We start from the raw sequence: 24,498 nt of genomic DNA, 5'->3' as shown, positions 1-24,498 counted from the left end.
ACGTTAAATGTCGAGAAAGGACGAACGGCGCGATCACGTGGAATGTTCATCGACCCGCACCGCGCCTGCTTCCGAAAGCAGCGTTCGCACCGTCTCGGCGCCGGCAGACAACCCCTCCAGGCCGATCGCCATGTAAACGGATTCATGCGCGAAGGGCTCGCGCGTGGGTTCGGATGTGCTGGGCGTCTGGGGCGCGGACTTCTCGACGCCGAAAAGCTTGGCCAGCAGGCTTTGCAGATGGCCCAGGGGCCCATTGGAGGACATCTCGGTCTCGGCCCCCTTCACCCTTTCCCTCTCCCCCGGCATGACGACCGGCGGTGTTTTCACGCTTGGGTAGGTATCGATGTGGCTGTCCGGAATACCCGCTTGAACGAGACGTCGTATGGCATCGCGCGCTTTCGTGGTGTTGTCGAAATCTGCAACCAGGACGGTAGGCATGTTTTCCCCTATGAAACGAAGTGGATCGTCGAATCCGGTCCGCGCTGCGAACTCGCCGGACCATGGCGCGGTCTGGAAAATGGGTTCGGCTACGATCGCAACCGATCCCTCTTCCAGCAAGCGACGTTCCAGACAATGCACGTCCGGCGAAACGGGCACGGCATCGATCGACCCGATTACGGTGCCGTGGCCACATCCCGGCGAGCGGATTGCATGGCCTGCCGTGCCACCGGGCCGGCGTCCGCGCCCTGCCCGCTCCATGAGCGTCGCATCATTTCCGTGGTCCGCTGCCGCAACGTCTCGAGGGTAAAGGGTTTCGTAAGCAGTTGCGTTTTCTCGGTTTCATCCCGATCCCGTAAAACGGCATCGCCGGCGTACCCAGTGATGAACAGGACACGCAGATCAGGCCGGGTGCGCCGTGCCGCCTCGGCAAGTTCCCATCCGTTCATGCCGTTGGGCAAGCCGACATCGGTGATCAGCAAGTCCACCGAGCCAGCCGCGTCGAGCGCCGTCAATGCGGCCGGCCCGTCGCCGGCTTCCAGAGTGCGATAGCCGGCATCGCTCAAACATTCCACCAGAACCGCCCGTACGCTGGACTCGTCGTCGACGATCATGACCGTCGCGTCCGCCGCGCGTCGCAACGGCGACACGACCGGTTCGATGGGTTGCGGCATGTCCGGCAGCGCCGCATGCCGGGGCAGAAAGAGCCGCACGGTGGTGCCGCGCCCGACATGCGAGTGGATTCGGATATGACCGTTCGATTGCTTGACGAACCCCTGGATCATCGAAAGACCCAGACCCGTGCCGGTGCCCACGGGTTTGGTCGTGAAAAACGGATCGAACGCACGTTCCAGCACATCGGCCGGCATGCCTTCTCCGGTATCGGTGACGGAAATGCACACGTATTCGCCGGCCGCGATCTGCGCCGCCCCCGCGCTGGATTCGTCGAAGCGGGTATTCGTTGTTTCGATGAAAAGCCGCCCGCCCCTGGGCATCGCATCCCGACTGTTGATCGCCAGATTCAGCACCGCATTGTCCAACTGATGCGGATCGCACCATGCTGCCCATAATTCGGTCGCGAGCAGCATATCGAGCGAGATTTGGGGGCCCAACGCGCGCACGACCAGTTCCCGCATGCCGTCGATCAGCTGGTTCGCATCGACGGCGCGCGCGCTCAGGGGCTGCCGCCGCCCATACGCCAGCAAGCGATGCGTGAGCGCGGCGGCGCGCTCCGTCGCGCCCCGGGACATCGCCATATAGCGCTCGAGTTCGTCGAAGCGCCCTTGCCGGATGCGCAGCGACATCAAGTCGTGACTGCCCATGATGCCGGCCAGCAAATTATTGAAATCGTGGGCGATGCCTCCGGTCAGCTGCCCTATCGCCTCCATCTTCTGACTCTGCCGGAGCTGCTCCTGGGACTTGTCGAGCGCCGATTGCTGCGTCTTGAATTCGGTTACATCCCGAACTGTCCCAAAATAGATGCCGTCCTGATGCGCGACATGCCAAGACAGCCATCTGTAGTCTTGCGTTTCGCTGCGGAACCGGTTTTCCACGGTCAGAAAAGAACGCGGATGCCGAATCGAATCGTGCCACGCGGCCACATCATCCGGATGCAGGAAGGCGTCCAGCGGCGTGCCGGTGAGCTGCCCAGGCGTCCAGCCCAGTATGTGCTGCCAGGCGGGATTGACCGAAAGCAGACGCCCTTCGTGGGAGAAGGTGCAGATCATGTCCGGCGAATGGTGCCATATCTGATCCCGCTCCTGAATGCGGGCATCGACTTCCTTTTCAAGACGTCGGTTCGCGTCGCGCAGCAGGCCCAGCGTACGCCGGAATCGCGCGCAGACGATCGCCATGGCGCCGCTGACGATGGCAAAACTGAAATTGTCCAGCCACTCGTTCAGGTTGCGATCGAAGGCGAAGGCCGTACCGACGAAAAAATACTCGGCGGATAGCATGGCGAGCAGGGTCGAGAACACCGCCGGTCCGACGCCCAGCCAAAACCCGTTCAGCATCAAAACCGGCACGAAGAACAGGTAGGGCAGACCTTTCATTTCCACGTACAACCGGAAAACCGTAGGAATGCAAATCATCAGACCCGCGATCAGATATCGCGCCGCCGGCGGAAAATCCGTCGGGAAATCCCGACCACGAAATGCCGAAACCGACGAAAGATTAAAACGCACTGCCTGTTCCTGTTGAAGCCACGCCGGCGGCATGACATACGCATGCCGATATGGGGTCGTCGGTTACCGTGAACGCGAAGCGGACGATGTCCTGGCACGGGCGCAGGCCGACGAATGCCGGCAAAGACGTTCTCCATGACGCGCGCCCCCCGCCGTCCGCGAAACTGCACATGGCGTCACGGCATCCTCGCCGCATGAAACGGCACAAATTACCGATCCGATATCGACCCAAGGAATTCTCTCAGATATGCACACGAATGACACCTGAAAATGGCATATTTCGGGCTCTTCGACACCAATCCAACACAATTCAACACGACAGTCCATGCAAGGAAACATGCGCGGCAACGCTGTTACAAGAGCGATAATGCTATCCGCCCTTACCCATTCAGGCAATTATTACCTTTTTTTGAAAGAAACGCGATCCGCCGAATTCGACCTCAGGACGGCACGGCCGTATGCCCGACACCCAGTGATGCCATCCACTTCGTTCATTTTGCGGCGGTACCATGCGCGTTCGCGGGTTTCTGCGGTCGATACGGGTCGCCGCCCGTCGCCATCGGCGCAATGAACCCAAGTTCTTCGCGCAAGTATTTCATCAGCACCGCTGTCGCCGGCGAGGACTTTCTCGCCCCGTATCGTCGGGCGCGCAAACGGCCGGACACGTCGTCTTACCCGGCGGCAGGCGGGTTTCAGGGCACCGCATCGGGACGCTTGCTCGCGCCATGTTTCAGCAGTTCGCGCACCGCACCCGCTTGCCCCTGCTCCTGCGCCAAGGCCAGCGGCGTGCGCCCTGCCTCGTCCACGGCGTTCACCTGCGCGTCGTAGTCGACCAGCAGCGTGATGATCGGCACCGCGCCCGCCCGTGCCGCCAGATGCAGAAACGTCATGCCGCCCGGTCCTCGCGCGCGTACCGGCGCGCCACGGGCGAGCAGATCCCCCACTTCGTGGCTGTCGCCGCGTTCGATCGCCTCGGCCATCGCCGTCGACACCGTGCTTACGTCGTTGGTCCACCGCATTCCTTGCCCATTCCTTTATCGATATCGGTCCACCGCGCCGATCCGCCCCTGCGCGCGCCCGACGATGCGGCGTGAAGATTCCCCTAGAATATAGGACTTGCGCGCGACGCATCCCGCCGCGACGAACAACATACACGACACTCGCGTCATGGAACGACACCTCGCCGACGACGGCCGCGTTTTCATCGACATGCCCGACGACCCGGCGCGCAACCCGTGCCTGGATTGCGGCGCCTGCTGCCAGCATTTTCGCGTGTCGTTCTATGGGGGGGAGTCCGACGCGCATCCCGGCGGCTTCGTCCCGGACCATCTGATCGTTCCGATCAATCCGGTCATGGCCTGCATGAAGGGCACCGAGACCGGTGGCGCGCCCTGCGTGGCATTGACCGGCGTGGTCGGCCTGGGCACCGGGTGTTCGATCTATGCAAACCGGCCCACGCCCTGCCGCGAGTTTCCGGTATGGATGGCGGACGGCTCGCCCAATCCCGCGTGCCAGCGGCTGCGGCCGATGATCGGGAAGCCGCCCTTGCCCTGGCAGCCCCCGGAATACTAAACGACGCGCCGCGCCGCGCGAATCCCCTAGAATGGTGGCTTTCCGAAGCACCCTGCGCGATGGCGCACTCGAATGATTGAATGAAAAGTGAAAATCTGACGCCCCCCACGCCCGCCGTGGATCTCGCGAAGCACACCCCGATGATGCAGCAATATCATAGTACAATCTTTCTTTTCTCTGTTTTATAAGGATTTTCTTCAGTATTTCAATGTTATAAAAACGATAAGAATACACAGAGCATACTTTTTGATGCGGGCACTTGGCGGTAACTAGCGTGCAAGAATGGTGATGTGATGCCAACCAGACGCAAGGAGCCCATGACATGTGCGGACGATTTTCACAAGCGCGGAACGGCCTTGATTACGTCGAACCCTTGATGGGTGGCTACGATCCGCGGTAGAGCGAGCCGGACCTCTTCCGACCAAGTTACAACGTTGTGTCAAGCACGAAGCAACCCACCATCGGCCCGGACGGCCCTCGTCTTGACGCGTGGGGCTTCCGGCCATCCTGGGCAGTTGCTTGAAAAATCCCGTCGATGATCAACGCTCGGCTCGACAAAGCCGGCACATCAACGTGGAAGGGTCTATGGAAATCGCACCGCGTCATCGTTCCTTGCGAAGGGTGGTACGAGTGGATCACTGAGGCGGCAAGAAAAAGCCGTTCTTCATCGTCCCCAAGGATGGAAAACCCCTCTTCTTTGCAGGGTTATCTAACGTCAGGCTTAATTCGGATCACCCTCTGCCCGAAGGAACGTACGACGGCTTCGTGATCGTCACCGACGCATCGTCCGGCGGGATGGTCGATGTACATGACCGGCGGCCCCTCGCTTTTCGAGCGGATGAAGCTCAAGAATGGCTCGACCCCTCGATTGATTTCGAACGCGCGTCGCATTTGGCGAACAACGCTGTCACCAGGTCGGACGCCTTCACGTGGTTTAGGGTCAGCACGGACGTGAACAAGGTCGGGAACAACGAGGCAAGGTTCAACGAGCCACATGAATAACCTCGCTGCCCGTCTGGCCTGCCCTTTCCCATTGCCCTGGTATGGCACACCACTGGGCAGGGTTGAAGTGGCGGCATCGAGCGCTTGGATGCGCCGATGTGTACATTCGCAGGTCGAGGTGAACGACCTGCAACAGTCGGTACGCCCGCTGCGCGGCCTTCCCGATCAGCACCACTGTTCGCAGATTGGGTAACAGTGGAAGCAGGTTGTTCAGCTCTTCGACGCCGCGCCGGATCTCCGCCGCGTTGTACTTAATCGTCGCGTTTCAGCCCGGAATCACATTCCACAGAACGGTCCGCTTGCGCTCAACCCCAGCCGTGACCATGAAGTTGAACAGATTCTCCGCAGTTGGATCATCGTTATTCCGAGAGATAAACCCAGAGCCTTGCTTCTTGTCCGTCGGGGACGTCATCGGTCCAGGCTTTTCGAGCAGGAACAGTATGTACGCCCCGCACCCGCCGTCAAGCGGGTCAAATTCCTGGAACTCCCAGTCGGGGTCCCGCACGCGCAGGTCTGCCACGTACGCCACGAGCGGAGCGATGTGCGGTTCTGCGAGCATCGCCCGTCGAAGAGCGACGGCCTCGAGGAAGTGCAGGGTTCGAGGAGCATCTTCAAGCACCATGGCCATCTCAGATTTTAAAAAAGGTTTGGCGGACCGATAAAGAGACGATGCAGCCCTTTGCCAAGTTGGTTTGCCCTGTGCGAAGCGCACAGCCTAACAAATATCAATGAACACGGTTGCCACCACAATCCACGAGCGTAACGCCTGGCCGCCGCCCTACGGCACCGCCGTCGGCTCGCCCGTGAGCATAGGCATTTAGGTTGGAGGAAAGCACCGCATGGGAAACTGCTGTCCCTTTTCACATTGTGTCGGGCTTCGACATGGGAAAATCACAGCAAATGACTCAACAAGCAGGTCGATCCGTGAACGAAAAGCATGTCCGACGTGCCACCGCTGCCGATGTGCCAGCCCTGACCCGCCTCAGGAACGACGCGCACCAGAAAAAGATCTCGTACGGTGATCACGCTTGGGGCAAACCTGGCGACGGTTTCTCGGAGCGGTGGGTGCGGAACAACGTCGAAGAAAAGGAGGTGTACGTCGTCGAGCGCGCCGGTGATTTGATCGCATCGTTTTCCACGAGCCTTCGCGACGAACATTGGCCAGCTGACCAGCAACAGGCTATTTTTGTACACGGCCTGAGCGTGGCCACTGGGCATAACGGCCAGGGTCTTGGCATCTACATGCTGGATTGGTGCGCCTCAAGGGCGCGCGGGTTACACCGGTCATTCGTGCGCCTGGACTGCGCCGTCGCCAACGATTCCCTATGCGCTTTTTATGTGTCCGTCGGTTTTGTGCAGTTTGGTACCGACCCTGCAAGCGGTGCTTGGGCGTTGTTTCAGAAGCCGAGCGAATGAAGGATAGGCGTCGCTGCACCGTATGCAAAGGCACAGGCAGTCCACACAAAGCACAACACTCACCGTTGCATGCCGCACATCTCAAGGAAAAAAGCCCAGCGACATGCCGGGCTTTTTTCCTTGCGCAAAGCTTGATCGTCAGCTTTTCAGAACTTCCTTCTTCGCCTGCCCCTTGTAGGGTGCAAACGAGACGGCCGTGATGAAGCAAACGAGGCATTGAACGAAGATAAGTCCGCTAAAACCAGCGCCAACGACAGCGACGGTCGGCGCACCTTGCAGGCACGTTGCGAGAAATACAATGGCAAGTATGAACGCCATAAGCATGCACCAGAAGGCTCGAAACCCGCCCGCCCGGATGACTTTGCCGTCGGGCGTCGCCACAGCGAACGCGGTCAAATGCCAGAGAAACCAGGAATAACCGACCGCGACGTCGCCGCTTTGGTGGAGAGCGCGCTCCATTTTTTGGTGTACGTGAAGGCCCTGCAACGTTTCGCCTCCGATCGTCAAAACTTTATAACATCGATACGAAGGTGCCCCCGCCGGATCTGACGTGCCGATGTCCGTAACCTTTCCTTCAACGCGTGCCATGTGTTTTTCCTTGATCGTCGTTAATCTTGTGCTTTAAGAACGCTTGCCGGCTTGGTCGAATCGCACGATCCAGAACCGCGGATCGGTGTTCGCCTTGTACTTCGTCAAGAATCCCAGCATGTCCAACTGCAGGCCCCATTTCGCGGTCATGCGCATGTCGCTGAAAGCGGCGGCGCCGAACTGCGACGAGGGCGGCAAGGGGCCGGTGGTCCGATCCTTTCCTGTGTTCGGTACTCCGGGCAAGACGTACGCCATGAGCATGTCTGTCGATATGCCGGTCGCCACCAGTGCCGTTGCGTTGGCACCTGTGTTGGTATCCCCCGTCACGTCGTTGTGGTTCGTAATAGGCTGGTCGTCACAAAGCCGGAATCGTTCAACGTGGTTCGTTTTCGCGTTAGCCCAAATCGTTGCGGTGTACGTCCAGCAATGTTGCTGCTCGCCCCAGTCGTTGACCTCCAGAGCGACCCTTGGCCATTGCTTGGTCGTGCGCATACCTCTGACCATGCCGTCGTCAAAAATATTTTTTATTTCGGTTCCGCCACTTACAGGTACGTACCAGCTGGAACCGTAATCCGTCGACCTGGAAATCCTGTGCGATAGCTGGTCAATACCGCTCTTGATCTTCGCATCGGTGTTCGTGAGCACACCCGCGATACCGCCAGATCCGTCCTGCGTAGCGCATCCGGACAACAGTCCGGCCAGCATCAGCGCACCAACACCCCATTGTTTCGTCGTCTTCATTGCCATGGTCATGATTTTATTTTCAGAAAAAGAGCTTAATCGCCTCGAACTGCAACACTAAATGTTGAACGTTGCATTTTGCGTCATTTGCATCGATTACGGTAAATGCAACACTTCGTGTTGCAAAAAAGTGGAGGCATCAGGTGGATCGAGCCCAAAAGATTCGCGAGAACGAAACAAACGTCGCGGTCGGCAAACGGCTTGCCTTCGCTCGCAAACAGAAAGGTTGGTCTCAAACCGAACTTGGCGAACGGCTAGACGTGTCGAAAGAGACCGTCTCCCGCATAGAAAGTGGTTTCTCCAGCACCAGCTTGCAACGCCTGTCCGAGTTCTGCACGGCGCTTGACTTAACCTTCTTGGACCTGTTCCGAGGTACTCCGATTGCCAACGAACACCGTCTTGATGCAATGCAGCCACTGGTAGACGCCATGAAGACGCTTCGCCCCGACCAGGTGTCGTTTGTGTTGCGTGGGGCGATGGACCTTGTTCGCCTCGTGAAGACAGCGCCCCCGCCTGGCGACGACTGATCATTCGTCGTCTCCTGAATCAACGTTGACCGCTGACATGCCCGAGCCACTGGTCTTGCTGTACCCGTCGTCGTGCGTCACAAAGACGCTCAGGGCCGTGGCGCTCTTGCCAACCTTCGGTGTGAACGTGTGCTTGGCTATCACCGCGCCGATTTCCGTTTGAAGATTCTGCCCATTCCAATCGTGCAAGCCCGGCAAACGGACACTCCACAGTTCGCCCATGACGTATGCCTTTACGGTGGGCCTAGGCACACAACTATTTCCGAAGTTACCTTCGAACTTTCGGTAGACGTGGCCGATCGCTCGCTCCACTGCAGCTTCTGAATCGTCACGGGTTGTAAAAATAAAGTCAGCGCCGAAACTGACCTGCTTCCCTTGGAGCATGTGGTATACACTGCCCTGATAGTCGATTGAGCCATCAAAGTACGCTCCTGCGAAACCGCTGGTAATCGCAGACACCTGTGCATCGTTCGGGCCGTCTGTCCACCGAACGGAAATGGACGCGCCACCACTGTATCTTTTGCTCCTCACGCTGAAGTTCACACGTGGAAAAGCCTCCTTCAATGCTTGGCGAACGAGTTTTGCGGTCTCGGCACAGGAGAGGTATTTCATCACCCGCTCCTTATTGCTTCACACTGATAAGCACGTGGAAGCACATGCCGTTTGGCTTGCCCCCATTGAACCCGAACAACGCTTGCAACCCGTGATCGATGTCCCGCATCTCACCAACTAAGACTGATTCGAGCGATCCGTTGAACCATGCCAACGCGTCGTCAATGTCCACCAGGTCTAGGGCCTCATCCGTGATAAACGCTGGGCTGTGAATGCCATGACGTGCCAGGACATGCTTTGCGATTTGCACCAGATGCTTTTTGGTGGGCCGTGGGGAGGCGAAGGGAACAGTCGCGCTGTTGACGTTTGTGTGGTTCGATATGACGTGATCGATGCTGTTCATGGTCCTTCCCCTTTCCGTTAAGTTGTGCTTTCTGGAGCCGCCGTGGCGCCAAAAGAGCACGTCGAAACAGGGGTCAATGGACCGATACAAAGCCGCAGCCCCGCACGGGGACCGGGTGTCGAATCGGAGCACCGCGAGCCGTTGATCAATGGGGCGGACAAAGTGCTAGGCGTCGAAGAACGGCGGACCAGGGGGCACAACAAGGAAAGGGGTGGAACGCATCGCCAGGTGCCTCGTCACATCGACGGCGACCCGGCTTGCGCGGGTGCCAGGTTCAAGGGTGTTTTTACAGTGTGCAAAGGCACATCGCTTTTTTCTTACCAGGAGATTTGCCAGCCGTTCGCCGTTTTCTGTGCTACGACCTTGTCGTCCATCGGCTTGGTCATGCCGGGCAACGTGGGGAACTTCGAACGGTCGACGTACGACGGCAGATCGTCCCACTGCCATGTGTAGTTGACCTCGGTCGTGTTCTCGCCTTTCGCTGGTTCGACGTAGTTCGTCACGTCGACGATCGTGCGGCTACCGACGCAGAAGCCCTTTTTCTCGTCGTAAACGTGTTTGGATCGGCCCTCTGCCGTAAGGTCGATGGTCAAAGCGAACCCGGGAAGTGTGAAACCGCCGGACGTCAGCGGCCCCATTTTGGCCGTGACAAGCCCGCTCCGATTCAAGCCATCAATGACGCCAAGTTGCGTTTTGTTGAGCCCTGCTCCGGCGTTCATCGGAACTTGGATGGGGAAGCTCACTGGCCCGGTGGTTTGCAGACTCAGACATGCTTCTTCGGGGTGTGCTTTTTGAGCCGCGACCAGGCTGTCCTTGAGCTTGCTCTTGCTGAGACCGTCCCCGCACGCGGCAAGCATCGAGGCCGCAACGATCGCCAGGACAGTCATGCCAATGCTTTGTTTCATGTTCATTTTTAGTGTTCCGTTCAATGCTGCAAGTGGTTATTGCAAGTACACGGCGAGGCGATTGTGGGCCGTTGCCTCAAGGCTGTTCGCTCCATCGGCCGTGTGCAGGAGAAGCGGCGTGGTGCCGTCTCCATCTTTCATGACCACATTCCAAGCACTGTCGAAGCTCGCAGTCACCCTAGCGTCCGTCCCCCCCGCCCCCACGTAACATGAGTTGTAGTATCCCGTCGGCATGTCGACCAACTGCGCGGCAGACGGCACGAGGCCCAAGCTGGACGACTTGCACGCGGCAATGGCGTCCGTTTTGAGCGTGTTGATCAAGGTCAGTATTGACCCGACACCGTTCGGGACGGTGCCTTCGTTGGTCACATATTGGGTAAGCGCCTGGTAGGCATCATAGACGTTGAAGTTGGTACTGGAGACCGAAGAACTCGCGGTGATCAAATCAGCGCTGTCCAGTTCGCTCAACACCGTCGCCTTCGCTGGGAGGGCATTGCCCACGACCATCTGGGCCACGCCCTCGTTGAACCATCGCTCGAATCCCCCAGCAAATGGGTATAGCCTCGAATCGACAAACACGTGGACAAGCTCGTGTTGAAAAAGTTGAACGTAGGAGAGCGTTCCGTAAATGCTGGTCGCGTTGGGGTATCGAGTCGAAAAGTTTGGACTGTCGATGCTCATCAATGTCAATACTCCGGTCGAGCCTTCGCCTGATTCCCCGCCTGTCCCCATAGCCGTGGACGTCCCAAGCTGGTCGTCCACACAGACGTTGATTCGCGTGCCAGTAAAACCAACGGTGGTGGTACTTTGCGAGAAATACGACTTCACGTCAGCGATGCTTTGCTCGGTCAGGTCCGCAGCAAGGGCTTGCGCTTTGTCCGAAACTGCTGTCGTCGCATACACGACCGCGTTGGGAGTCACGTACACCGTCGTGCTCGTGTTCGCTGCCACCGAGCATCGCGCGATCACGCCCGTGTCGTTGTTTGAAAAAGCCGTGGCGTAGTTCGTTTGTTTATCAGCAGTGATGCTGGTCGGCACGGTGTAAGCAGCAAGCAGTTGGGCACCGGTCAGTCCGGTGGTAGCGCCCGAACTACTGCTCGACGACGTGCTGTCGCCGCTTCCTGTCGAGGCAGTCGTAGAAGACCCGCCGCCGCCGCCCCCTCCTCCACACGCTGCAAGGACAATGGGTATTGTTAAAAGACCAAGCTTTTTCGTTTTCATGTTTTTAGCGTTCTGGACCTTAACGCTGCCTTACTTAATTCCCCGGGCAGCTCTATTTTTGCAACATAATACGTCAATTTTTTAATTTTATTGCATTTAGAGTTGCATATGGAGTTGCATTTTGAGGAAAAAACGACGGTGGCTGAGCGCATGTCATAACCTGAGTGTGTCTAGGCCCACTGAACATCAATACTCATGGGTCTTGGCACATTTAAAATAGCTTTACGCATCGTTGAAGTCTTGAGAAGATCGACGTTTTACGGTCGGAGGTGGAGTCCGGTGACACCAAAATCGAAGGGCGCGAGGGGTAAGAAAACGCCAACCAAAAAGATTACACCGAAGACCACGGTCAAACCGGACGAAGCAAATCCACCCGCATCCGCAAAACGTTCGCGTGGTCGCCCTCTCAGAGAAAGCTCGAGAATCGCGGAAATGCGGCTCAACATTTTCATCGAGCCGCAGATGAAGCAGCGATTCATCGCCGTGGCCAAAGGCACGAACAGCCACGGTACAGCCGCCAGCGTCGTGCGCGACCTCATAAACCGGTGGTTCGCTGGCGAAATCAAGGTCCCGGTTGGTCCGTCGGCGTTGCGCGACCCAAAACGGATGTACGAGGGACCCTTACCAAAAATGGGCGTGAACTTACCTGAGACGATTTATCTCAAGTTCAAAGCTCAAACGGCTTTGCAAGGGCATAGCATGTCCGCCGTAACCTTGACCCTCATTGGATGGTTCCTCTCGAATCGATAACGGTTATGCCGCCGCTTTCCTCGCTGTGCCTCGGCACACCGCCTGCTCGAACCACTCGTCGGTTACGCGCGGCACCTCAACGGTATCGAAGAGCGCGTCGGCTTTCTGGATGTCGGGCAGCAACGAATCGTCAAGGGATGCGTCACGCTCCGCTTTCAGAGCGGTCAGCACGCCCGGCTTGAACGAGAGCGCGGTGCCGTCACCGTTCCGACCGAACATCGCACGCAACACCAGTTGCATTGTCTTGAGGTGTGGGCAAGCCCAACGGCCCACGGCCGAACCACCACACTGGTTGATCTTCGCTAGCGACGTCGAGTTGCAAGAAGAAGGTGTGCAGAACAGCATCCCGACCGACCACGCCGCGTCGATCCCATTGAGGTGTTGTCCAGCCGTTCAGGTCGACCGCGTTTGGGTCAAAAACGAAAATGCCGGTGATGCTGCGACGAGCCATGACAATGCTGCTGTGAAGTTGCTTATATACAGCGTTGGCACATCGATTGGTACTGCGCAAGCTGATAAGTCTTTGAACCTAAAGACTTTCGAATCTTGTTGACGGGTCGTTCGGAAGTACGGTTACATTGCATTTATGGTGTGCTTTTGCACATATATAAATGTTCACGGTGAGATTGGCACGCCATCCAACAACTCCGAGAAACGAGGTGTACATGAAGACCATCGCCGTTGTGTCGCCCAAGGGCGGCGTCAGCAAATCCACCCTCACGGTCCACCAGGCGGCATGTGCAAAGCGTCGTGGTGACGACGCCATGCTCCTCGACACGGACGTGCAAATGTCCACATGCGAATGGGACGGTGCCGGCAACGGGCTGGACTTCCCTGTCGTCGGGTGTGTTCGGCCGCAAGTCGAGAAGTTTGTGGCATCCCTCGCCCTACCGCGCGATTACCTCTATATAGATACAGCAGGGATCCCGGTGAGCAACCAAGCGACGATCGCCGCGGTGCGCCTTGCCGATTTGGTCTTGATTCCGGTCACCCCATCCGCATTGGACATGTGGAGCATGGGCGCGCTGGTCGAAATGGTCCATGCCCGCATCGCAATAACCGGTGGCGCGCTGAAGGCCGTGTTCGTCATAACCCAAGCCACGCACCGATCACGCCTGGCCCGATCGGTTCGGGAGGCTTTGCTCGAGACCGGCTTACCCGTCTTGAACACAGTCATGACCCGTCGCAAGTCTTACGCCGAAGCCGCGGCGAGCGGTTGTACCGTGTTCGATCTGGCCGACATGACCGCCCGAGCGGAAATGTTGGATATCGCTGCCGAGGTAGAAGCCATACTCGCCCCGGTGGCTATGCCCCGCCCTGTATTTGTCGCTGCGGCGTGAGGGCGACGACGGTGAAGTTGACGTTCAAGAAACCAAGCGTTGCGAAAGGGGTTGAGCGCAAGGCGGAGGCTATTCAAGCACCGCCGGTCGAAAAGAAGGTGCGAGCGCGGCACAAAAGTGTGCAGACCAAGCGCCTGGCGCCACGGCTCATTGTGGAAGACAAGAAGGCGTTTGAGCGCGTGTGTCAGATGGCAAATGTACCGATGACGGTTATGGTCGAGCGACTCATGAACGCCTGGCTGAACGGCACCATTAAGATGGAGGTGCGGCACATCTTGAACCCATCGGCCCTGTGCGAACGTCTGGTACTAGATCCACCGCTGGAAGCTTACCGGGCGTACAAGGCCAAGGCCGGGACTGACGGTGTCACGCTGACCGACGTGGTCGGGGCGCTGGTCAAGCGGACGGATTTGATACTGCGGATGGTCAAGGGGGAGGCAATGTTGGATGGGTTAACGTGCTAGCAGGATCTGAATGATAATCTCCGAGTTGCTGCGCTACTAACCAACGGAGAACCCCGAAAGTGGCTAAACAATCACCACCCAAACAAAAGAAACCCAAGTTCACGCGATCAGCCCAAGAGGATGGATTTCTCCAAGTTCTTGCCGGAATCTCCCTGATAGAAACATCGGGGGTACTCACATGGAACGATGTCGCCAATACCTTTGACTGCATGAATGACGAACATTTCGACGGCTTCTGGAGAGCAAGGTTTGGTCCAGTTTTCGGTCGAACATGCGCATGGAACATGTTCTCCACGGGAGCCGAGTTCTTGCTCAAGGGGCTCATGTTATCGTTCAACCGACCTATCCGCACAGCTAAAAAAGCCAGATCGTATCCGTCCAACCTGACAAAGTCAGGCATCGAACAGTGGGCCGCAGACTATAAAGACGAAGAGCCCGACGTCTGGGTCGGCAACTACAAAACTATGGGCGACTTCTTTCACATGCCCCCAAAAAGTGAACCGGCACACGTGTTCATCGACACGATTGAAGCCGTCTTCGAAATACTTAGAGGACGAGCGGCGCCTGATGCACTTGAAAGACTGGAGAGCGACAGATTGCTGGTTTTCGCTGCCTACGATTTACTGAGGGGGGCGATACGTAATCGAGACGCACATGCTTATGTACCAAATGCACGTCAAGCGCACAACAATCTACGGCAAGCAGTGTTTTTGCCCACGATGCAGTGTCTAATAAAATGGCTGCCGCGCCAGAACGATCTTCGCGAGGCATATAAAAACGCGGCGAGATATGTTGAGGACGCTGGATCTGTTCACCTCGATTTTCTTCCCTGAGAATTAAAAAGCGCCAAACCGACACATTCTTGGCTCACGCCCAAGGTAGCCTTCGGCCCGAAGGGAACGGGAGCGCGGCAGCGCCCCAGAGTACCTTGGTGGGTGAAGGCACACCGCCCACCTTCAACGGTGTGCCTTTACACAGATCAGCGCTGCACCTCGACCGTTCGTGCCTTGCGCTGGGCCACCACAGCCTTGCGCGCATTTTCCAACGCGACGGCCCGCTCCTTCTCCATCCGTTGGACCCGGTTCGTCTCCGCCCGTTGAGCCCTTTCCCGCTTCTGCGCTGCGAGAAGCTGTGCGGTGGTCTCGCGTCGCTGCTGCTCCAACCGGCGAGTCTTCTCCGCCGGGCGCATGAACGTCTTGGGTGCATCCACGAGGTCTGGCATTGCACGAACGAAGCCGCTGGCTTTCACGATGGCTTGCGCGTCACGCTCACCCGCCGCGGCGATGGCTTCGCGGTCCATACGAACGATGTCCGCCGCGTGACGAGCGATCGACTGCTGCTCTTGTTCTATGGACCGAGAAACGCCGCGGCGTAGTACGTCGTCCAATCGCTCGTTCAACGTCTTGGCACCTTCGAAGGTCGTGGTCTTCGAGAGCGTCGGACGGATCTCGACCTCCTTCCGGTCCAGCGTCGTTTCCTTCAGATTGACGAAGCCCAGGCGTTGCTTGACACCACCGTGCCGAACACCGTGCTCGTCCTCTTCACCGAGAAGAACTTCTTCGGTGCCGAACGCCGTGTAGGTGGTCTTGGAACGTGTGAAGCTGACCAGGCCCAACTGGTTGTCCAGCATCTTGACGCCGCCCTCGCCGAACAAGGCAAAGACAGATTCCACTCCCTGCCCTTGGCTGCGGTGGGTTGTCATCGCATACCCAAGATTCAGGTCTTTGCATTCCGCAGTGTCGACGAGGACTTCCCGCCCGTTCACCTCCGGGATATCGCTCTGGAGTTTCAGAGTGACACTGTGCCCCATGCCGGCCTGGTTCTTTTCGAGCCGGGTGACAACGCCTGAAAAGCCGTTAACGACGCCCAGGTCTTCGTTTTTCTCCGTGAACGTCAGAAGATCGTTGACGGAAATAGTCAGGTCACGGAACTCGTCGTCGACGATCAATCGAACGATGTGGTCCTTGCCCAACTCACCATGTGCTTTGCGCCCAGCCCGAATGGCCAGATTCAAATCGTTGACCTCCGAACGGGTGCCGGCCAGCACCAGCTTCTCGGTGTCCGGCTTGGGGTCGTCGAGGTAGGCCTTGACCAGCTGCTTCTTGGCTTCGCTCTCCGTTTCAGCGATCTGGAAATGCCCGTCGTTGAACAGACGGTCGGCGATCTTTGCGCCGTTCGGAACGTTGCCGTCGTTCAGACCGTAAAACATGCCAGCGGTATCCCGCATCTGCGCGGACTTTTGCCGGCGGATCTCCGTGAGCTTCGTGTCGCCAATCTCGTCGATCGCAAGCCGAAACCCCGCACCGCTCTCCACAGGTTGCAGTTGTAAGCAATCGCCCATGAGCACCAGCTTAGCCCCCGCTTTGTCGACGTGCTTCTGAAGTTTGGCGATCGTGCGCGACCCGGCCATGCCGGCCTCGTCGAACACCACCACACTGTCCTGGCCCAACTTGATCTTGCCGTTGTCGAGCCATCGCAGGAGCGACGCCGACGAGTAGCTTTGTACCTCGGTCTCGGCCTCGAGTTTCTTGGCTGCCTTCCACGACGTGGAGACGCCAATCATTTGCTTGCCCGCCATCTCTAGCGTGGTCCTGGTCGCCATAAAGCTGCTGGTCTTGCCGGCCCCGGCGAATCCGGTGACCGCCGCAATGCCTCCTGTGTCGCCGCATACCCACCGAACGCCTTCTTCTTGCTCATCGGACAGGCGGAACTTCGCGCTCGCATGGTACGCATCGAGCCCATCCTGGACTTGTTCAGGCGTCAAGCGCACGGTCAGATCGTCCTTGCGAGCACGAGCGGCACGCCCAATGCCAGCTTCCAGCTCCATCATCTCGATGGACGAGTACAAGTGCTGGCCGTGCTTGTCCAAGCCGAAGTACCGGGTCAACGATTGGGTTTCCAGAATCTCGTTGGTCTTTGCTATGACTCCGTCCCCGTCCAGCCGTCCGACGTACTCTTGCGCCACGTTCTTCAAGAGGTCGGCGCGTTTGAAGAACACATTATTCGCCGTACAGGCTTCCAGGATTTGCGCATCGGTGCGCGGCTTGTGCTCGTCCTGCTCGAGGTTCGACGTGACGTTCGGCCCCAACAACTGCGTGCACGACCCGTATGCCTGCGGGTTGGCTTGGCGGAACTCCGTGTGCTGTTTCGCCCATTGCTCTTGCAGCTCGACATACGTCGGCTCGTCCTTATCTTTGCGCGTGGCCAGGTTCGCCCTTTGGCGATCCACGCCCGGATGCGCGAGCATGTACGCTTCGATTTCCTGGGTACGCTTGGAAGACATGTCGTACGTGGTTTGATCGATCCCGCCAACACGCCAGAACACCTTGCCGGTCTCCCGGCCCTTTGCGTTCAAGTCGCGGTGCATGTTGACCGTCAGCCCCAGGCGTTGCGCGCCGGCAGCGGACTCCGCACGGTAGATGGCCCCGATCGCATGTTCGTATTCTGCAATGGTCGCCCCGTCGATGCTGTTCCACTGCTGCTTGCCGTTCGCGTCGGTGAACAGGGCCATGTTCGACATGACGGCGTGGGTGTGAATCTGACAATCGAGGTCGCGCGAGGAAAAATGATCGACCAGCATGAAGACCGCCTCCACATCGCTGTGCCGGTCGGTGCCCTTGCTCCCCGTCCGGACAATGAGCAAGCTTTCCAGGTGCGCCAACGCCTTATCGACCGCGTTGCGATGGGCCTCCACGATTTGGTCTTTCAGCGCGGCCGAGGTGGTCGGGTCGGCCAAGAGGATGGACAGCGTTTTTTCCTGACTGAACGTCAAATCCCACCCCATGCGCCGCCCCTCCCGGCCAGCGTTCTGCACAAGGGCCTTGCCATCAGGACCTCGACCTTCGATGGCGTTTGCAAAATCGTCGAAATCGACCGCGCCTTTCAGCCCAAGGGCCTCGGCACCCGCACCGCGCCAACGGGTCGGCGCGTATTCTTTTCCGCTTGTTGCGTCTCGGTAGTACTCAATCTGACCTAAATAAGCTAAAACTCCTTTGTTGATCACCGTTCGCGTCATCATTTGTGGGTCTCCTCCTCGCAATAAAGGGTGGCATTTGCCACCCCTCAACGTAGAGCAAGGCACGTTTCCGTCAAGCCTCAGACCCTCGTGCGTTCACCGTCGAGCACAGGTACTCGCTTCTTTGTGACGACCGTTTCCTGAACCCTGGGGGGCTCGACGGTGACCGTGCGCATTTCGCCGACGCTGTCGATCGCATTCTCCACATGTCGCGAAGGTGCCTGCATGTCGTCCGCAAGGTCGAGGGCTTTGAACAACATGGACGCACCTGACAGAGCACTGTCGAAGACGCTCTCGAGCATGGCTTCACCGACGAGCGATGCGGCTTGGCTCGGCTCGCCTTGTTCCTGCCATTCGCCGCGCTGCTCCTGGGCCCGTTGCAGTTCCACGGCGTCGCGAGTGGCCTGGACATACTCCGGCGAATCTTTCTGCGCGTCGACCTCGATCGTTTCTTCGACCGTTACAGTACGGGTCGAGGAGGCTGCCATCCGCTTGGCGTGCTCGGCAGCAAAGTCGATCTTGAAAGGCTTCTCGATCGGCTGGTCCTTGGTGAGCGCGATGCCACCGGACGACCCGGAACTTTCCGCTGAAACGGTTTCTTCCGTTGCCTGGGTGATCGGGTCCGACAGAGTCCGCATTGGGTCGTAGTCCACGAGTTTGGTATAGGCATCGCCGGTCATCCACCGGGCAAGCTCGTACGTCTTGCGAGGAGGACGGGGCACAAGTTCAGGGTCGGCGAACGGCCAGGTCAAGTGGTACAAATCGTCACCGATCCGTACGACAGCGTTCACACCGGCGGGCGTCCTACCCTGTTTCTTCTGCGGCCCCATCCGATCCGTGGACGTCAGAAGCTCGGGACGCATAACCGGCTCTTGCACCTCCTCCGTGCTAGGCTTGCCGCCGGTGCTGTACTTCGTGACCTTGACCGTGCGGTTGCCGTAGGGCTCCGCTAGCTCCGACCCGATCGATGCATCAGCCGCGAGGCCGATGACCTTGATTCCGGTGTTGCCCACGATCCGTGCGGCGTCGTGCTCGCCGTACAACGAGAGCAGCGCGCTCTGGGTTTGGAAGGCGATGGCGATGCACTTGACGCCTTTGGAACGCCCTTTCTCCAACGTCTTCAAGACGCTTTCCCATTTGCCCAACGACAGGAATTCATCGAGTGAGAGAATAAGGTTTCGCCCGTTACCATCGCTCGGGTTGTCCGGCAGCGCCAGTGCCGATTTGGAAATAAAATCGAGCGTGTACCGCAGCCAGCCCTGACTTAAGGCCTCGTATTCCTCATTGCTGCGCAGGACCAGTTGACGCGGGGTCGTCGCTGTTGGATCGTCCATGCCGGCGACGAACGCCCGGAGACTCACCCGGCGGCGCTTCGCGCCAGGCGGATCGTCGCCCCATGCTTTACCCAACGGGACGATCGACTCGCTGGCAAACGTCCGCATGGTGATTTCAAAGCTGCGCACCGTCGCGCTTTGCTCGTAATCTTTGATGATTTGAGCCACCATGGGGTCGGTAGCTTCGGCCCAGGCGTGGATGTCTTTCATCGCGGCGGACACCCGTGCGGCCAGGTGGCCCCAGTGCCACGGGGCCGGCTTGGGCAAGCCTTCCTCTTTCGCCTTCTTCTTCGCGGCCCGGTATTCGTGAATGAGCGACAGAACGACGACGCGCAGGACCGCACGCGCGCCGGCGGACCACATCGGATCTTTGGACTCTGGGACCATGGCGGCGGCGAAGACGGTGGCGTCCTCGTCTCGGATCAAGTCCCGACCGATGTCCGGCACCGCATCCGAGTCGCAAAATGGGGAGATGACAGCGACGTTCTTTGAGGAACGACCGAGACGACGGTTGATTTCGGTCAGGACCCAGGCCTGAGTGCCTTTCACGTCGAGCACCACCATGTGGTGATTGGCTTCCTGCGAGTGGTAAACAATATTGGCAAGAATCGCCGACTTGCCAGCACCGGCGGAACCGAAGACCACCGACGACCGGGACCAGACCTGTTCTGACAACCACGTCAACGAAGGATGAAGGGGAAGGAACGGCGCGTTGCCCTTGTTCAGCTTCTTGATGGCAGCATCGGCACGTTTCAACGCGTCCGGTCCACTGTGCAGTTGCGTGCCCTTCACGTGCTTGACGTTGCTCACTGGACTCCACATCGACCGTCCGACGAGTGCCGCGATGCCCATACCGAACAGCCCTGCAAGCACGGCTTTGCCTTTCACGACCATGAACGGCAGCGTTGCGAGCCATGCCTTGTAAGCCCCGACGTCATCCGCGAACGGACGTTTGCGCATCACCGCGTTCGCCAACACTTCCATGCTGTACCGAGCATGCATGCCCAAACCGAAGCTACTCGTCACGCCACCGAGGGAACCCGTCCGTCCGGCGGCCAACCATTCCAAGACAAACGCGCCCGCGGCGACCATCGACCCGACGATAGCACCTGTGACAAAAGCGGAACCGACGAGGCGAAACGGCTCGTCGCTGTCGAGGTCCTTCGGAACTGAAAACAGCGCGTTGCGGATCGGTTTGGTCATGGTCCCCTCTCTATATGCATGTTTTTCAAGCCAACGTAGCGAAACAGTTGCGTATGGCAATGGCTTACGGGTTGGGATTAACGTAAATGACAAGGGTCATGAAGAACAGAAATCCGCCACCCCAAAGAAGGATGTACGGCAAGGTGTCCATAAAGCGCTCGCGAAACGTCGGTGGGCGCCATGAAGCCGGCCGAGGGCACGGCTCGAACATTTCGGCGGGCAAGGCCCTGAAAAACGCTCTTGATCGCTCCAGCCGTGCACGATCGGTTCGAACAAGCCGATGTTCCTCGTCGAGGGTCACGAAAACCTGCAAGCGCAGCCGTGCGTTCGGCGGGTGACGCAGCAAGCGACGCAATACGCGCAGTTCGTGCGTTCGCTTCTCAGGCGCGCTGTACCACTCGTTTCGCAACTCGTCTTTCAAGTCGATCAACGACGGGCTCTCGTAATCCGTTGGGGGATCGATGTCTTCCTTCGGCTGCGTCCAGAACATGAGGTTCATGCTGTACTCCATCGTGTTAGGCAGGCTTACCCGTGGCTTCGTAGACAATGCCGATCAGGGTCTCGAGCTTGTCGTTCATTTCCTGCTCGATTCTGGACCGCTCTTTGATCGCGTCACTGATTTGCCGTTGCAACCGCTCCTCGTTGACCTGCTGTTTGAAAAGAAACTTTTCGAGTTCCGTTTGGAACGCTCCAAGCTTCGTTTCAAACGGAAGGCGATCGGCCTGCGCGTCAACGAGCAACTGTTGCCCCAGAATACGCATTTCGGCTATCCAACGGATCCGCTCCTCGTCGATCTGATCCACGCCATGGAACACGCCGAACACCAGGTTGTACAAATATTCGGACATGCTCGACGCGTTGCTTTCGCGAAAGCGGTCCTCGACGCGTTCCTTCTCCTGCGGTGTCACAGACAGCCCGATCGTGCTACGACGTGCTTCTCTGTTTTTTGGCATGGTCTCCTCCGTTAATGTGACGCGAGCAATGCTGCTCAGATCAACATAGCAAGTCTCGGGAGGTACGCAAGAGGGTACGGCGAAAATGTTTAAGCACTGTGAGCCAGGCCCGACGTGGGTCTGGATGGCTTGGAATGGATGGGGGCTTAGACTTTGCTTAAAGCGTCTGCGCCTTGCTGGATGGTGCTTTGACGCCGTCTCACCGGAGGCGTTTTTAACCACCGAAGGTGAGACAGGTCTGTGGTGACTCGGGTTGGTTTTTGACGTTCCTGCGATGACCTCGCCGTTTCAGTCAGCGACAAAAAGGAACAAGCAAAACCCCCGGACACCCTCCCATGTGCGAAGCACATCACCTCTAGCCTCACCCGCTTCACCGCCTCGCCCTCTGTCTCGACGAACGCTTCACCGTTTGAACAGAGGGAGCATTGCTCATCGACGGAACGCCCCACCCACGTCGATGTGTGCCATGCGCCGTTGACGTTTCTGTGACGTGCGCGAGCAATGAAACGCCAAGCGTTACCGCGCATGTCATGCCCACGTTGTTGTGGACGAAGCGAAGCAGAACGTCCTCACCGTTCCGCGCCGTCCATGCCGTCACCTTGCTTGCTGCGCGCGGTCCGACCATGGAGTTGGAAGAGACCCGTGCATGCCGGTGACGTACGCCACGCGTCGGCGTCACCTGCCGTTACCGGTATGCATTTGTCATGATGTGCAAAGCGACGATCGGATCAATGCGCGAAGCGTTCGGATGGTCACGCTGTGCGCCTTGCATTCGACGTGGGTGTTCGGTGTGTGCAAATCACGCTCAACTGGAACGACAGCGCAGCGTCGATGCGAGACCTGTTACCGGTATGCATATGTCATGCGATGCGTTGTGGTGCGATGGTGCCGGGTGCCGAGGCGGAACGCCGGGGTGGTTTGAAGCGAGGGAGGCGCTGCGGTGTTGCTGGTTGTGGAGCATCAAGGTGTGACGATGACGGTTACTTGGACGATCCGGTGCAATGCAGTTACGACTTGGGGACACATGCTTGTCGATTTTTGTACAGCGGAGGCGCCGGTGATGATTCGTCGAGCAAAGCCGTCACGCCAAACGGAAAACCTCTCGCTACATTGGCAAGCTCATGGGGGTGCGGGGGGAACCCCCGCATATCTGTACACATACCTCTCACACCTTTCCCCTCTTGCTCTTCTTTGCAGACATGGGTTTCAGATCGCTCCGCTTGAATACCCAGAAGCCTTGTTCGTTTTTCGTCGCAGGGATTTTCCCCTGCGTTGCCCGCCGTACGACCGTGGTGTGAGCAACGCCCACGATACGCGCTGCCTCGATAAGACCCACGGTGGACGTGTTAGACCGTTCGTTGATAAACCGGTCAAGCTCCGCGATGGTGACGTAGAAGCATTGCTTGACCAACTTCGCGTTGAGCTGGCCAGCCTCGATCCGTCTCCATGTGGTGGAGACGTTCTTATACCCCAGGTAGTGCGTCGCTTCCCGCAACGTTATGCACCCTTCGATCGGTTCTGGTTCGCGCGACATCCTTGTTCCCCCCTTGGTGGAATCGGTGACCCGTTTGAAGAAGTCACCGCTTGTTGTTGGACTCATTTCGATTTATCAAACAACTCCGGCGTCATGTACCCAGCGGTCGAAGCAAAAAACGAAACACCGAGCAAGCCGAGCATGACCAAGGGTATGTTGTGGTGTTGCGCAGCGGACCATACGAAACGCGAGCCACATACAGCGTTGATCAAAAACACGATGAGCATAACGACGGTGAAGAACGTAGCGTTGTTGAAGCGTTTTGCGATGGCGTTCATAGTGAATCTCCGGTTGGTTTCTGGTGTCGCGTCGTGCAGCACCGATGTACCCAGATTAGCAAAACGCTCGCGCTAAGCAATATCTAAACCGAAGTTTTTCAAGATATTCTTCGACCATCTGACGAACGGTCGACATGCAAGATGAACGGTCGACACATGGTTTTCTTTACCGTGCGGAACGTGGCTCGTGCGTAAGCGGCCGGTGATCCCATCTGGCATCGCGCTCGAAAGTGTAAGAGCATACGTGTCCACGATCAGTGAACTGACCCCAAGAAGTTGGACATACCTTGGGGGGGAAATGAGCAAATATACAGACGAGCAGAAGGTGGCCGTAGCGGTCGATTACTGTTCAGGGTCAGCCGGGATGAGAGCCGTTGCGCTGCGTCACGGCGTGGATTTCACATCGCTGCGGCAATGGGTGGCAGGCTACCGCGAACATGGTGCCGCAGGAGTACAAACCAAGCCGCGACAGCGATACAGTGCTGAATTCAAGCTAGCGGTGGTGTTGCGGAAGCGCGCGGAGCGACTGTCAGATCGCCAAGCTGCGGCGTTGTTTAATGTTCGACGGTTTAATATCATTCGTGACTGGGAGCGCGCCTACGACGCAGGGGGCGTCGGCGCGTTGGAGCCATATATCACCGAAAGACGCAAGAAAGCGATGAAAAAACCGTTGGTGCTGCCTGAACGTGCGCAGGAGTCGGATGTAGCTCGTTCAAAAGAAGACTTGATAGCCGAATTGAATCAGCTTCGGATGGAGAATGCATATCTAAAAAAATTGGATGGCACGTTCAACGGGTCGTTGCAACACCTTCCTATTAATATCGAATAAGGGAGGGTTGACGAATGGCACAAATGGGACGGCCTGGTTTGCCGATAGAAGGCAAGGCGGAAGTGTGGCGGCGGTGGCGGGCAGGTGAATCGTTTCTCGGCATCGGACGGGCGCTAGGCAAGCCAGCGGGATCAATTTACGGCGTGATCCGGCTATGCGGAGGATATACCCCTGCTGCGCGTAAGCGATCGTCGTGGGCATTGACATTGAGTGAACGTGAAGAGATCTCGCGCAGCGTCTCAGCCGGGCT

Annotated in this window: 25 protein-coding genes and 2 pseudogenes; 10 read left to right on the top strand and 17 right to left on the bottom strand. The window is 58.1% G+C overall.

Annotated features, from left to right (window positions below; all coding sequences use genetic code 11):
- Positions 1–33: 33 nt before the first annotated feature.
- From OVY01_RS11935 to OVY01_RS11925, 3 genes are all read right to left on the bottom strand, one after another.
- A complete protein-coding gene (locus OVY01_RS11935; RefSeq protein WP_267847789.1) occupies positions 34–558 on the bottom strand; it encodes a hypothetical protein in 525 nt (174 codons plus the stop codon).
- A gap of 56 nt (positions 559–614) precedes the next feature.
- Positions 615–2,654 carry an ATP-binding protein gene (locus OVY01_RS11930; protein ID WP_267847788.1) on the bottom strand — a complete coding sequence of 680 codons (2,040 nt, stop codon included), beginning with the start codon at positions 2,652–2,654 and terminating at the stop codon, positions 615–617.
- A gap of 659 nt (positions 2,655–3,313) precedes the next feature.
- Complete coding sequence (locus OVY01_RS11925) at positions 3,314–3,640, bottom strand: ankyrin repeat domain-containing protein (RefSeq protein ID WP_267847787.1); 327 nt, start codon at positions 3,638–3,640, stop codon at positions 3,314–3,316.
- Between the two features lie 148 nt (positions 3,641–3,788).
- Between OVY01_RS11925 and OVY01_RS11920 the strand changes: the two genes are divergently transcribed.
- Both OVY01_RS11920 and OVY01_RS11910 read left to right on the top strand, forming a co-directional pair.
- Positions 3,789–4,193 carry a YkgJ family cysteine cluster protein gene (locus OVY01_RS11920; protein WP_267847786.1) on the top strand — a complete coding sequence of 135 codons (405 nt, stop codon included), beginning with the start codon at positions 3,789–3,791 and terminating at the stop codon, positions 4,191–4,193.
- Positions 4,194–4,728: 535 nt separating this feature from the next.
- Positions 4,729–5,195, top strand: a pseudogene (locus tag OVY01_RS11910) (SOS response-associated peptidase family protein).
- Between the two features lie 265 nt (positions 5,196–5,460).
- Here OVY01_RS11910 and OVY01_RS11905 read toward each other — a convergent pair.
- On the bottom strand, positions 5,461–5,823 hold the full coding sequence (locus OVY01_RS11905; RefSeq protein ID WP_267847784.1) for a uracil-DNA glycosylase family protein: 363 nt from the start codon (positions 5,821–5,823) through the stop codon (positions 5,461–5,463).
- Between the two features lie 194 nt (positions 5,824–6,017).
- Here OVY01_RS11905 and OVY01_RS11900 point away from each other — a divergent pair, with 194 nt between their 5' ends.
- Entirely contained in the window at positions 6,018–6,611 is a 594-nt protein-coding gene (locus tag OVY01_RS11900) for a GNAT family N-acetyltransferase (protein ID WP_267847783.1), read from the top strand.
- Between the two features lie 138 nt (positions 6,612–6,749).
- Here OVY01_RS11900 and OVY01_RS11895 read toward each other — a convergent pair whose 3' ends face one another.
- Positions 6,750–7,199 carry a hypothetical protein gene (locus OVY01_RS11895; RefSeq protein WP_267847782.1) on the bottom strand — a complete coding sequence of 150 codons (450 nt, stop codon included), beginning with the start codon at positions 7,197–7,199 and terminating at the stop codon, positions 6,750–6,752.
- Between the two features lie 33 nt (positions 7,200–7,232).
- Complete coding sequence (locus OVY01_RS11890) at positions 7,233–7,946, bottom strand: hypothetical protein (RefSeq protein ID WP_267847781.1); 714 nt, start codon at positions 7,944–7,946, stop codon at positions 7,233–7,235.
- 137 nt (positions 7,947–8,083) lie between these two features.
- Here OVY01_RS11890 and OVY01_RS11885 point away from each other — a divergent pair, with 137 nt between their 5' ends.
- The gene (locus OVY01_RS11885; RefSeq protein ID WP_267847780.1) at positions 8,084–8,467 is read left to right on the top strand and encodes a helix-turn-helix domain-containing protein; all 384 of its coding nucleotides are present in this window, start codon (positions 8,084–8,086) and stop codon (positions 8,465–8,467) included.
- Here the strand turns inward: OVY01_RS11885 and OVY01_RS11880 are convergent, their stop codons facing one another.
- The 4 genes from OVY01_RS11880 to OVY01_RS11865 form a co-directional block, all read right to left on the bottom strand.
- Entirely contained in the window at positions 8,468–9,079 is a 612-nt protein-coding gene (locus OVY01_RS11880; protein ID WP_267847779.1) for an LPD29 domain-containing protein, read from the bottom strand. It lies immediately after the preceding gene.
- Between the two features lie 10 nt (positions 9,080–9,089).
- Positions 9,090–9,422 (bottom strand): hypothetical protein, encoded by a 333-nt coding sequence (locus OVY01_RS11875; RefSeq protein WP_267847778.1) that lies wholly within the window; start codon positions 9,420–9,422, stop codon positions 9,090–9,092.
- A 317-nt stretch (positions 9,423–9,739) separates the two neighbouring features.
- Positions 9,740–10,333 carry a hypothetical protein gene (locus OVY01_RS11870; protein WP_267847777.1) on the bottom strand — a complete coding sequence of 198 codons (594 nt, stop codon included), beginning with the start codon at positions 10,331–10,333 and terminating at the stop codon, positions 9,740–9,742.
- A 30-nt stretch (positions 10,334–10,363) separates the two neighbouring features.
- A complete protein-coding gene (locus OVY01_RS11865; RefSeq protein ID WP_267847776.1) occupies positions 10,364–11,548 on the bottom strand; it encodes a hypothetical protein in 1,185 nt (394 codons plus the stop codon).
- 279 nt (positions 11,549–11,827) lie between these two features.
- Here OVY01_RS11865 and OVY01_RS11860 point away from each other — a divergent pair, with 279 nt between their 5' ends.
- Positions 11,828–12,298 (top strand): hypothetical protein, encoded by a 471-nt coding sequence (locus tag OVY01_RS11860; RefSeq protein WP_267847775.1) that lies wholly within the window; start codon positions 11,828–11,830, stop codon positions 12,296–12,298.
- Positions 12,299–12,301: 3 nt separating this feature from the next.
- On the opposite strand, the gene OVY01_RS11855 is transcribed toward OVY01_RS11860, so the two are convergent.
- Positions 12,302–12,538 (bottom strand): hypothetical protein, encoded by a 237-nt coding sequence (locus OVY01_RS11855; protein WP_267847774.1) that lies wholly within the window; start codon positions 12,536–12,538, stop codon positions 12,302–12,304.
- A gap of 425 nt (positions 12,539–12,963) precedes the next feature.
- Between OVY01_RS11855 and parA the strand changes: the two genes are divergently transcribed.
- Genes parA through OVY01_RS11840 form a run of 3 tightly spaced genes read left to right on the top strand, consistent with a single transcriptional unit; the run spans position 12,964 to position 14,935 of the window.
- Positions 12,964–13,638 carry a ParA family partition ATPase gene (gene parA / locus OVY01_RS11850; RefSeq protein ID WP_267847773.1) on the top strand — a complete coding sequence of 225 codons (675 nt, stop codon included), beginning with the start codon at positions 12,964–12,966 and terminating at the stop codon, positions 13,636–13,638.
- An 11-nt stretch (positions 13,639–13,649) separates the two neighbouring features.
- Positions 13,650–14,102, top strand: coding sequence for a hypothetical protein (locus tag OVY01_RS11845; protein ID WP_267847772.1), 453 nt, complete (start codon positions 13,650–13,652; stop codon positions 14,100–14,102).
- A 59-nt stretch (positions 14,103–14,161) separates the two neighbouring features.
- Positions 14,162–14,935 carry a hypothetical protein gene (locus OVY01_RS11840; protein ID WP_267847771.1) on the top strand — a complete coding sequence of 258 codons (774 nt, stop codon included), beginning with the start codon at positions 14,162–14,164 and terminating at the stop codon, positions 14,933–14,935.
- A 146-nt stretch (positions 14,936–15,081) separates the two neighbouring features.
- On the opposite strand, the gene mobF is transcribed toward OVY01_RS11840, so the two are convergent.
- The 6 genes from mobF to OVY01_RS11810 all read right to left on the bottom strand — a co-directional run bounded on the left by mobF (position 15,082) and on the right by OVY01_RS11810 (position 23,419).
- Complete coding sequence (gene mobF / locus OVY01_RS11835) at positions 15,082–18,120, bottom strand: MobF family relaxase (protein ID WP_267847770.1); 3,039 nt, start codon at positions 18,118–18,120, stop codon at positions 15,082–15,084.
- 77 nt (positions 18,121–18,197) lie between these two features.
- The gene (locus OVY01_RS11830; protein WP_267847769.1) at positions 18,198–20,654 is read right to left on the bottom strand and encodes a type IV secretory system conjugative DNA transfer family protein; all 2,457 of its coding nucleotides are present in this window, start codon (positions 20,652–20,654) and stop codon (positions 18,198–18,200) included.
- 64 nt (positions 20,655–20,718) lie between these two features.
- On the bottom strand, positions 20,719–21,153 hold the full coding sequence (locus OVY01_RS11825; RefSeq protein ID WP_267847768.1) for a hypothetical protein: 435 nt from the start codon (positions 21,151–21,153) through the stop codon (positions 20,719–20,721).
- Positions 21,154–21,169: 16 nt separating this feature from the next.
- Positions 21,170–21,607, bottom strand: coding sequence for a hypothetical protein (locus OVY01_RS11820; protein WP_267847767.1), 438 nt, complete (start codon positions 21,605–21,607; stop codon positions 21,170–21,172).
- Between the two features lie 1,165 nt (positions 21,608–22,772).
- Positions 22,773–23,207, bottom strand: a complete 435-nt coding sequence (locus tag OVY01_RS11815; protein ID WP_267847766.1) for a helix-turn-helix domain-containing protein — start codon at positions 23,205–23,207, stop codon at positions 22,773–22,775.
- Entirely contained in the window at positions 23,204–23,419 is a 216-nt protein-coding gene (locus OVY01_RS11810) for a hypothetical protein (RefSeq protein ID WP_267847765.1), read from the bottom strand. Before OVY01_RS11810 ends, OVY01_RS11815 begins: the two co-directional genes overlap by 4 nt.
- Positions 23,420–23,717: 298 nt before the next feature.
- Here OVY01_RS11810 and OVY01_RS11805 point away from each other — a divergent pair, with 298 nt between their 5' ends.
- Complete coding sequence (locus tag OVY01_RS11805; RefSeq protein ID WP_267847764.1) at positions 23,718–24,248, top strand: helix-turn-helix domain-containing protein; 531 nt, start codon at positions 23,718–23,720, stop codon at positions 24,246–24,248.
- Positions 24,249–24,262: 14 nt separating this feature from the next.
- Positions 24,263–24,498, top strand: a pseudogene (locus tag OVY01_RS11800) (IS30 family transposase); the annotation flags it as partial.

It is taken from the genome of Robbsia betulipollinis (genome assembly GCF_026624755.1).
Classification (GTDB): domain Bacteria; phylum Pseudomonadota; class Gammaproteobacteria; order Burkholderiales; family Burkholderiaceae; genus Robbsia; species Robbsia betulipollinis.
The sequence above is the reverse complement of the archived record's forward strand: the minus strand, read 5'-3'. Positions and strand labels throughout refer to the sequence as shown.

Coding starts and splice junctions, on each gene's coding strand:
- OVY01_RS11930 (WP_267847788.1), bottom strand. CDS start 2,654: ATGCCGCCGGCGTGGCTTCAACAGGAACAGGCAGTGCGTTTTAATCTT.
- OVY01_RS11925 (WP_267847787.1), bottom strand. CDS start 3,640: ATGCGGTGGACCAACGACGTAAGCACGGTGTCGACGGCGATGGCCGAG.
- OVY01_RS11920 (WP_267847786.1), top strand. CDS start 3,789: ATGGAACGACACCTCGCCGACGACGGCCGCGTTTTCATCGACATGCCC.
- OVY01_RS11905 (WP_267847784.1), bottom strand. CDS start 5,823: ATGGCCATGGTGCTTGAAGATGCTCCTCGAACCCTGCACTTCCTCGAG.
- OVY01_RS11895 (WP_267847782.1), bottom strand. CDS start 7,199: ATGGCACGCGTTGAAGGAAAGGTTACGGACATCGGCACGTCAGATCCG.
- OVY01_RS11890 (WP_267847781.1), bottom strand. CDS start 7,946: ATGGCAATGAAGACGACGAAACAATGGGGTGTTGGTGCGCTGATGCTG.
- OVY01_RS11880 (WP_267847779.1), bottom strand. CDS start 9,079: ATGAAATACCTCTCCTGTGCCGAGACCGCAAAACTCGTTCGCCAAGCA.
- OVY01_RS11875 (WP_267847778.1), bottom strand. CDS start 9,422: ATGAACAGCATCGATCACGTCATATCGAACCACACAAACGTCAACAGC.
- OVY01_RS11870 (WP_267847777.1), bottom strand. CDS start 10,333: ATGAACATGAAACAAAGCATTGGCATGACTGTCCTGGCGATCGTTGCG.
- OVY01_RS11865 (WP_267847776.1), bottom strand. CDS start 11,548: ATGAAAACGAAAAAGCTTGGTCTTTTAACAATACCCATTGTCCTTGCA.
- OVY01_RS11855 (WP_267847774.1), bottom strand. CDS start 12,538: ATGCAACTGGTGTTGCGTGCGATGTTCGGTCGGAACGGTGACGGCACC.
- parA (WP_267847773.1), top strand. CDS start 12,964: ATGAAGACCATCGCCGTTGTGTCGCCCAAGGGCGGCGTCAGCAAATCC.
- mobF (WP_267847770.1), bottom strand. CDS start 18,120: ATGATGACGCGAACGGTGATCAACAAAGGAGTTTTAGCTTATTTAGGT.
- OVY01_RS11830 (WP_267847769.1), bottom strand. CDS start 20,654: ATGACCAAACCGATCCGCAACGCGCTGTTTTCAGTTCCGAAGGACCTC.
- OVY01_RS11825 (WP_267847768.1), bottom strand. CDS start 21,153: ATGAACCTCATGTTCTGGACGCAGCCGAAGGAAGACATCGATCCCCCA.
- OVY01_RS11820 (WP_267847767.1), bottom strand. CDS start 21,607: ATGCCAAAAAACAGAGAAGCACGTCGTAGCACGATCGGGCTGTCTGTG.
- OVY01_RS11815 (WP_267847766.1), bottom strand. CDS start 23,207: ATGAGTCCAACAACAAGCGGTGACTTCTTCAAACGGGTCACCGATTCC.
- OVY01_RS11810 (WP_267847765.1), bottom strand. CDS start 23,419: ATGAACGCCATCGCAAAACGCTTCAACAACGCTACGTTCTTCACCGTC.
- OVY01_RS11805 (WP_267847764.1), top strand. CDS start 23,718: ATGAGCAAATATACAGACGAGCAGAAGGTGGCCGTAGCGGTCGATTAC.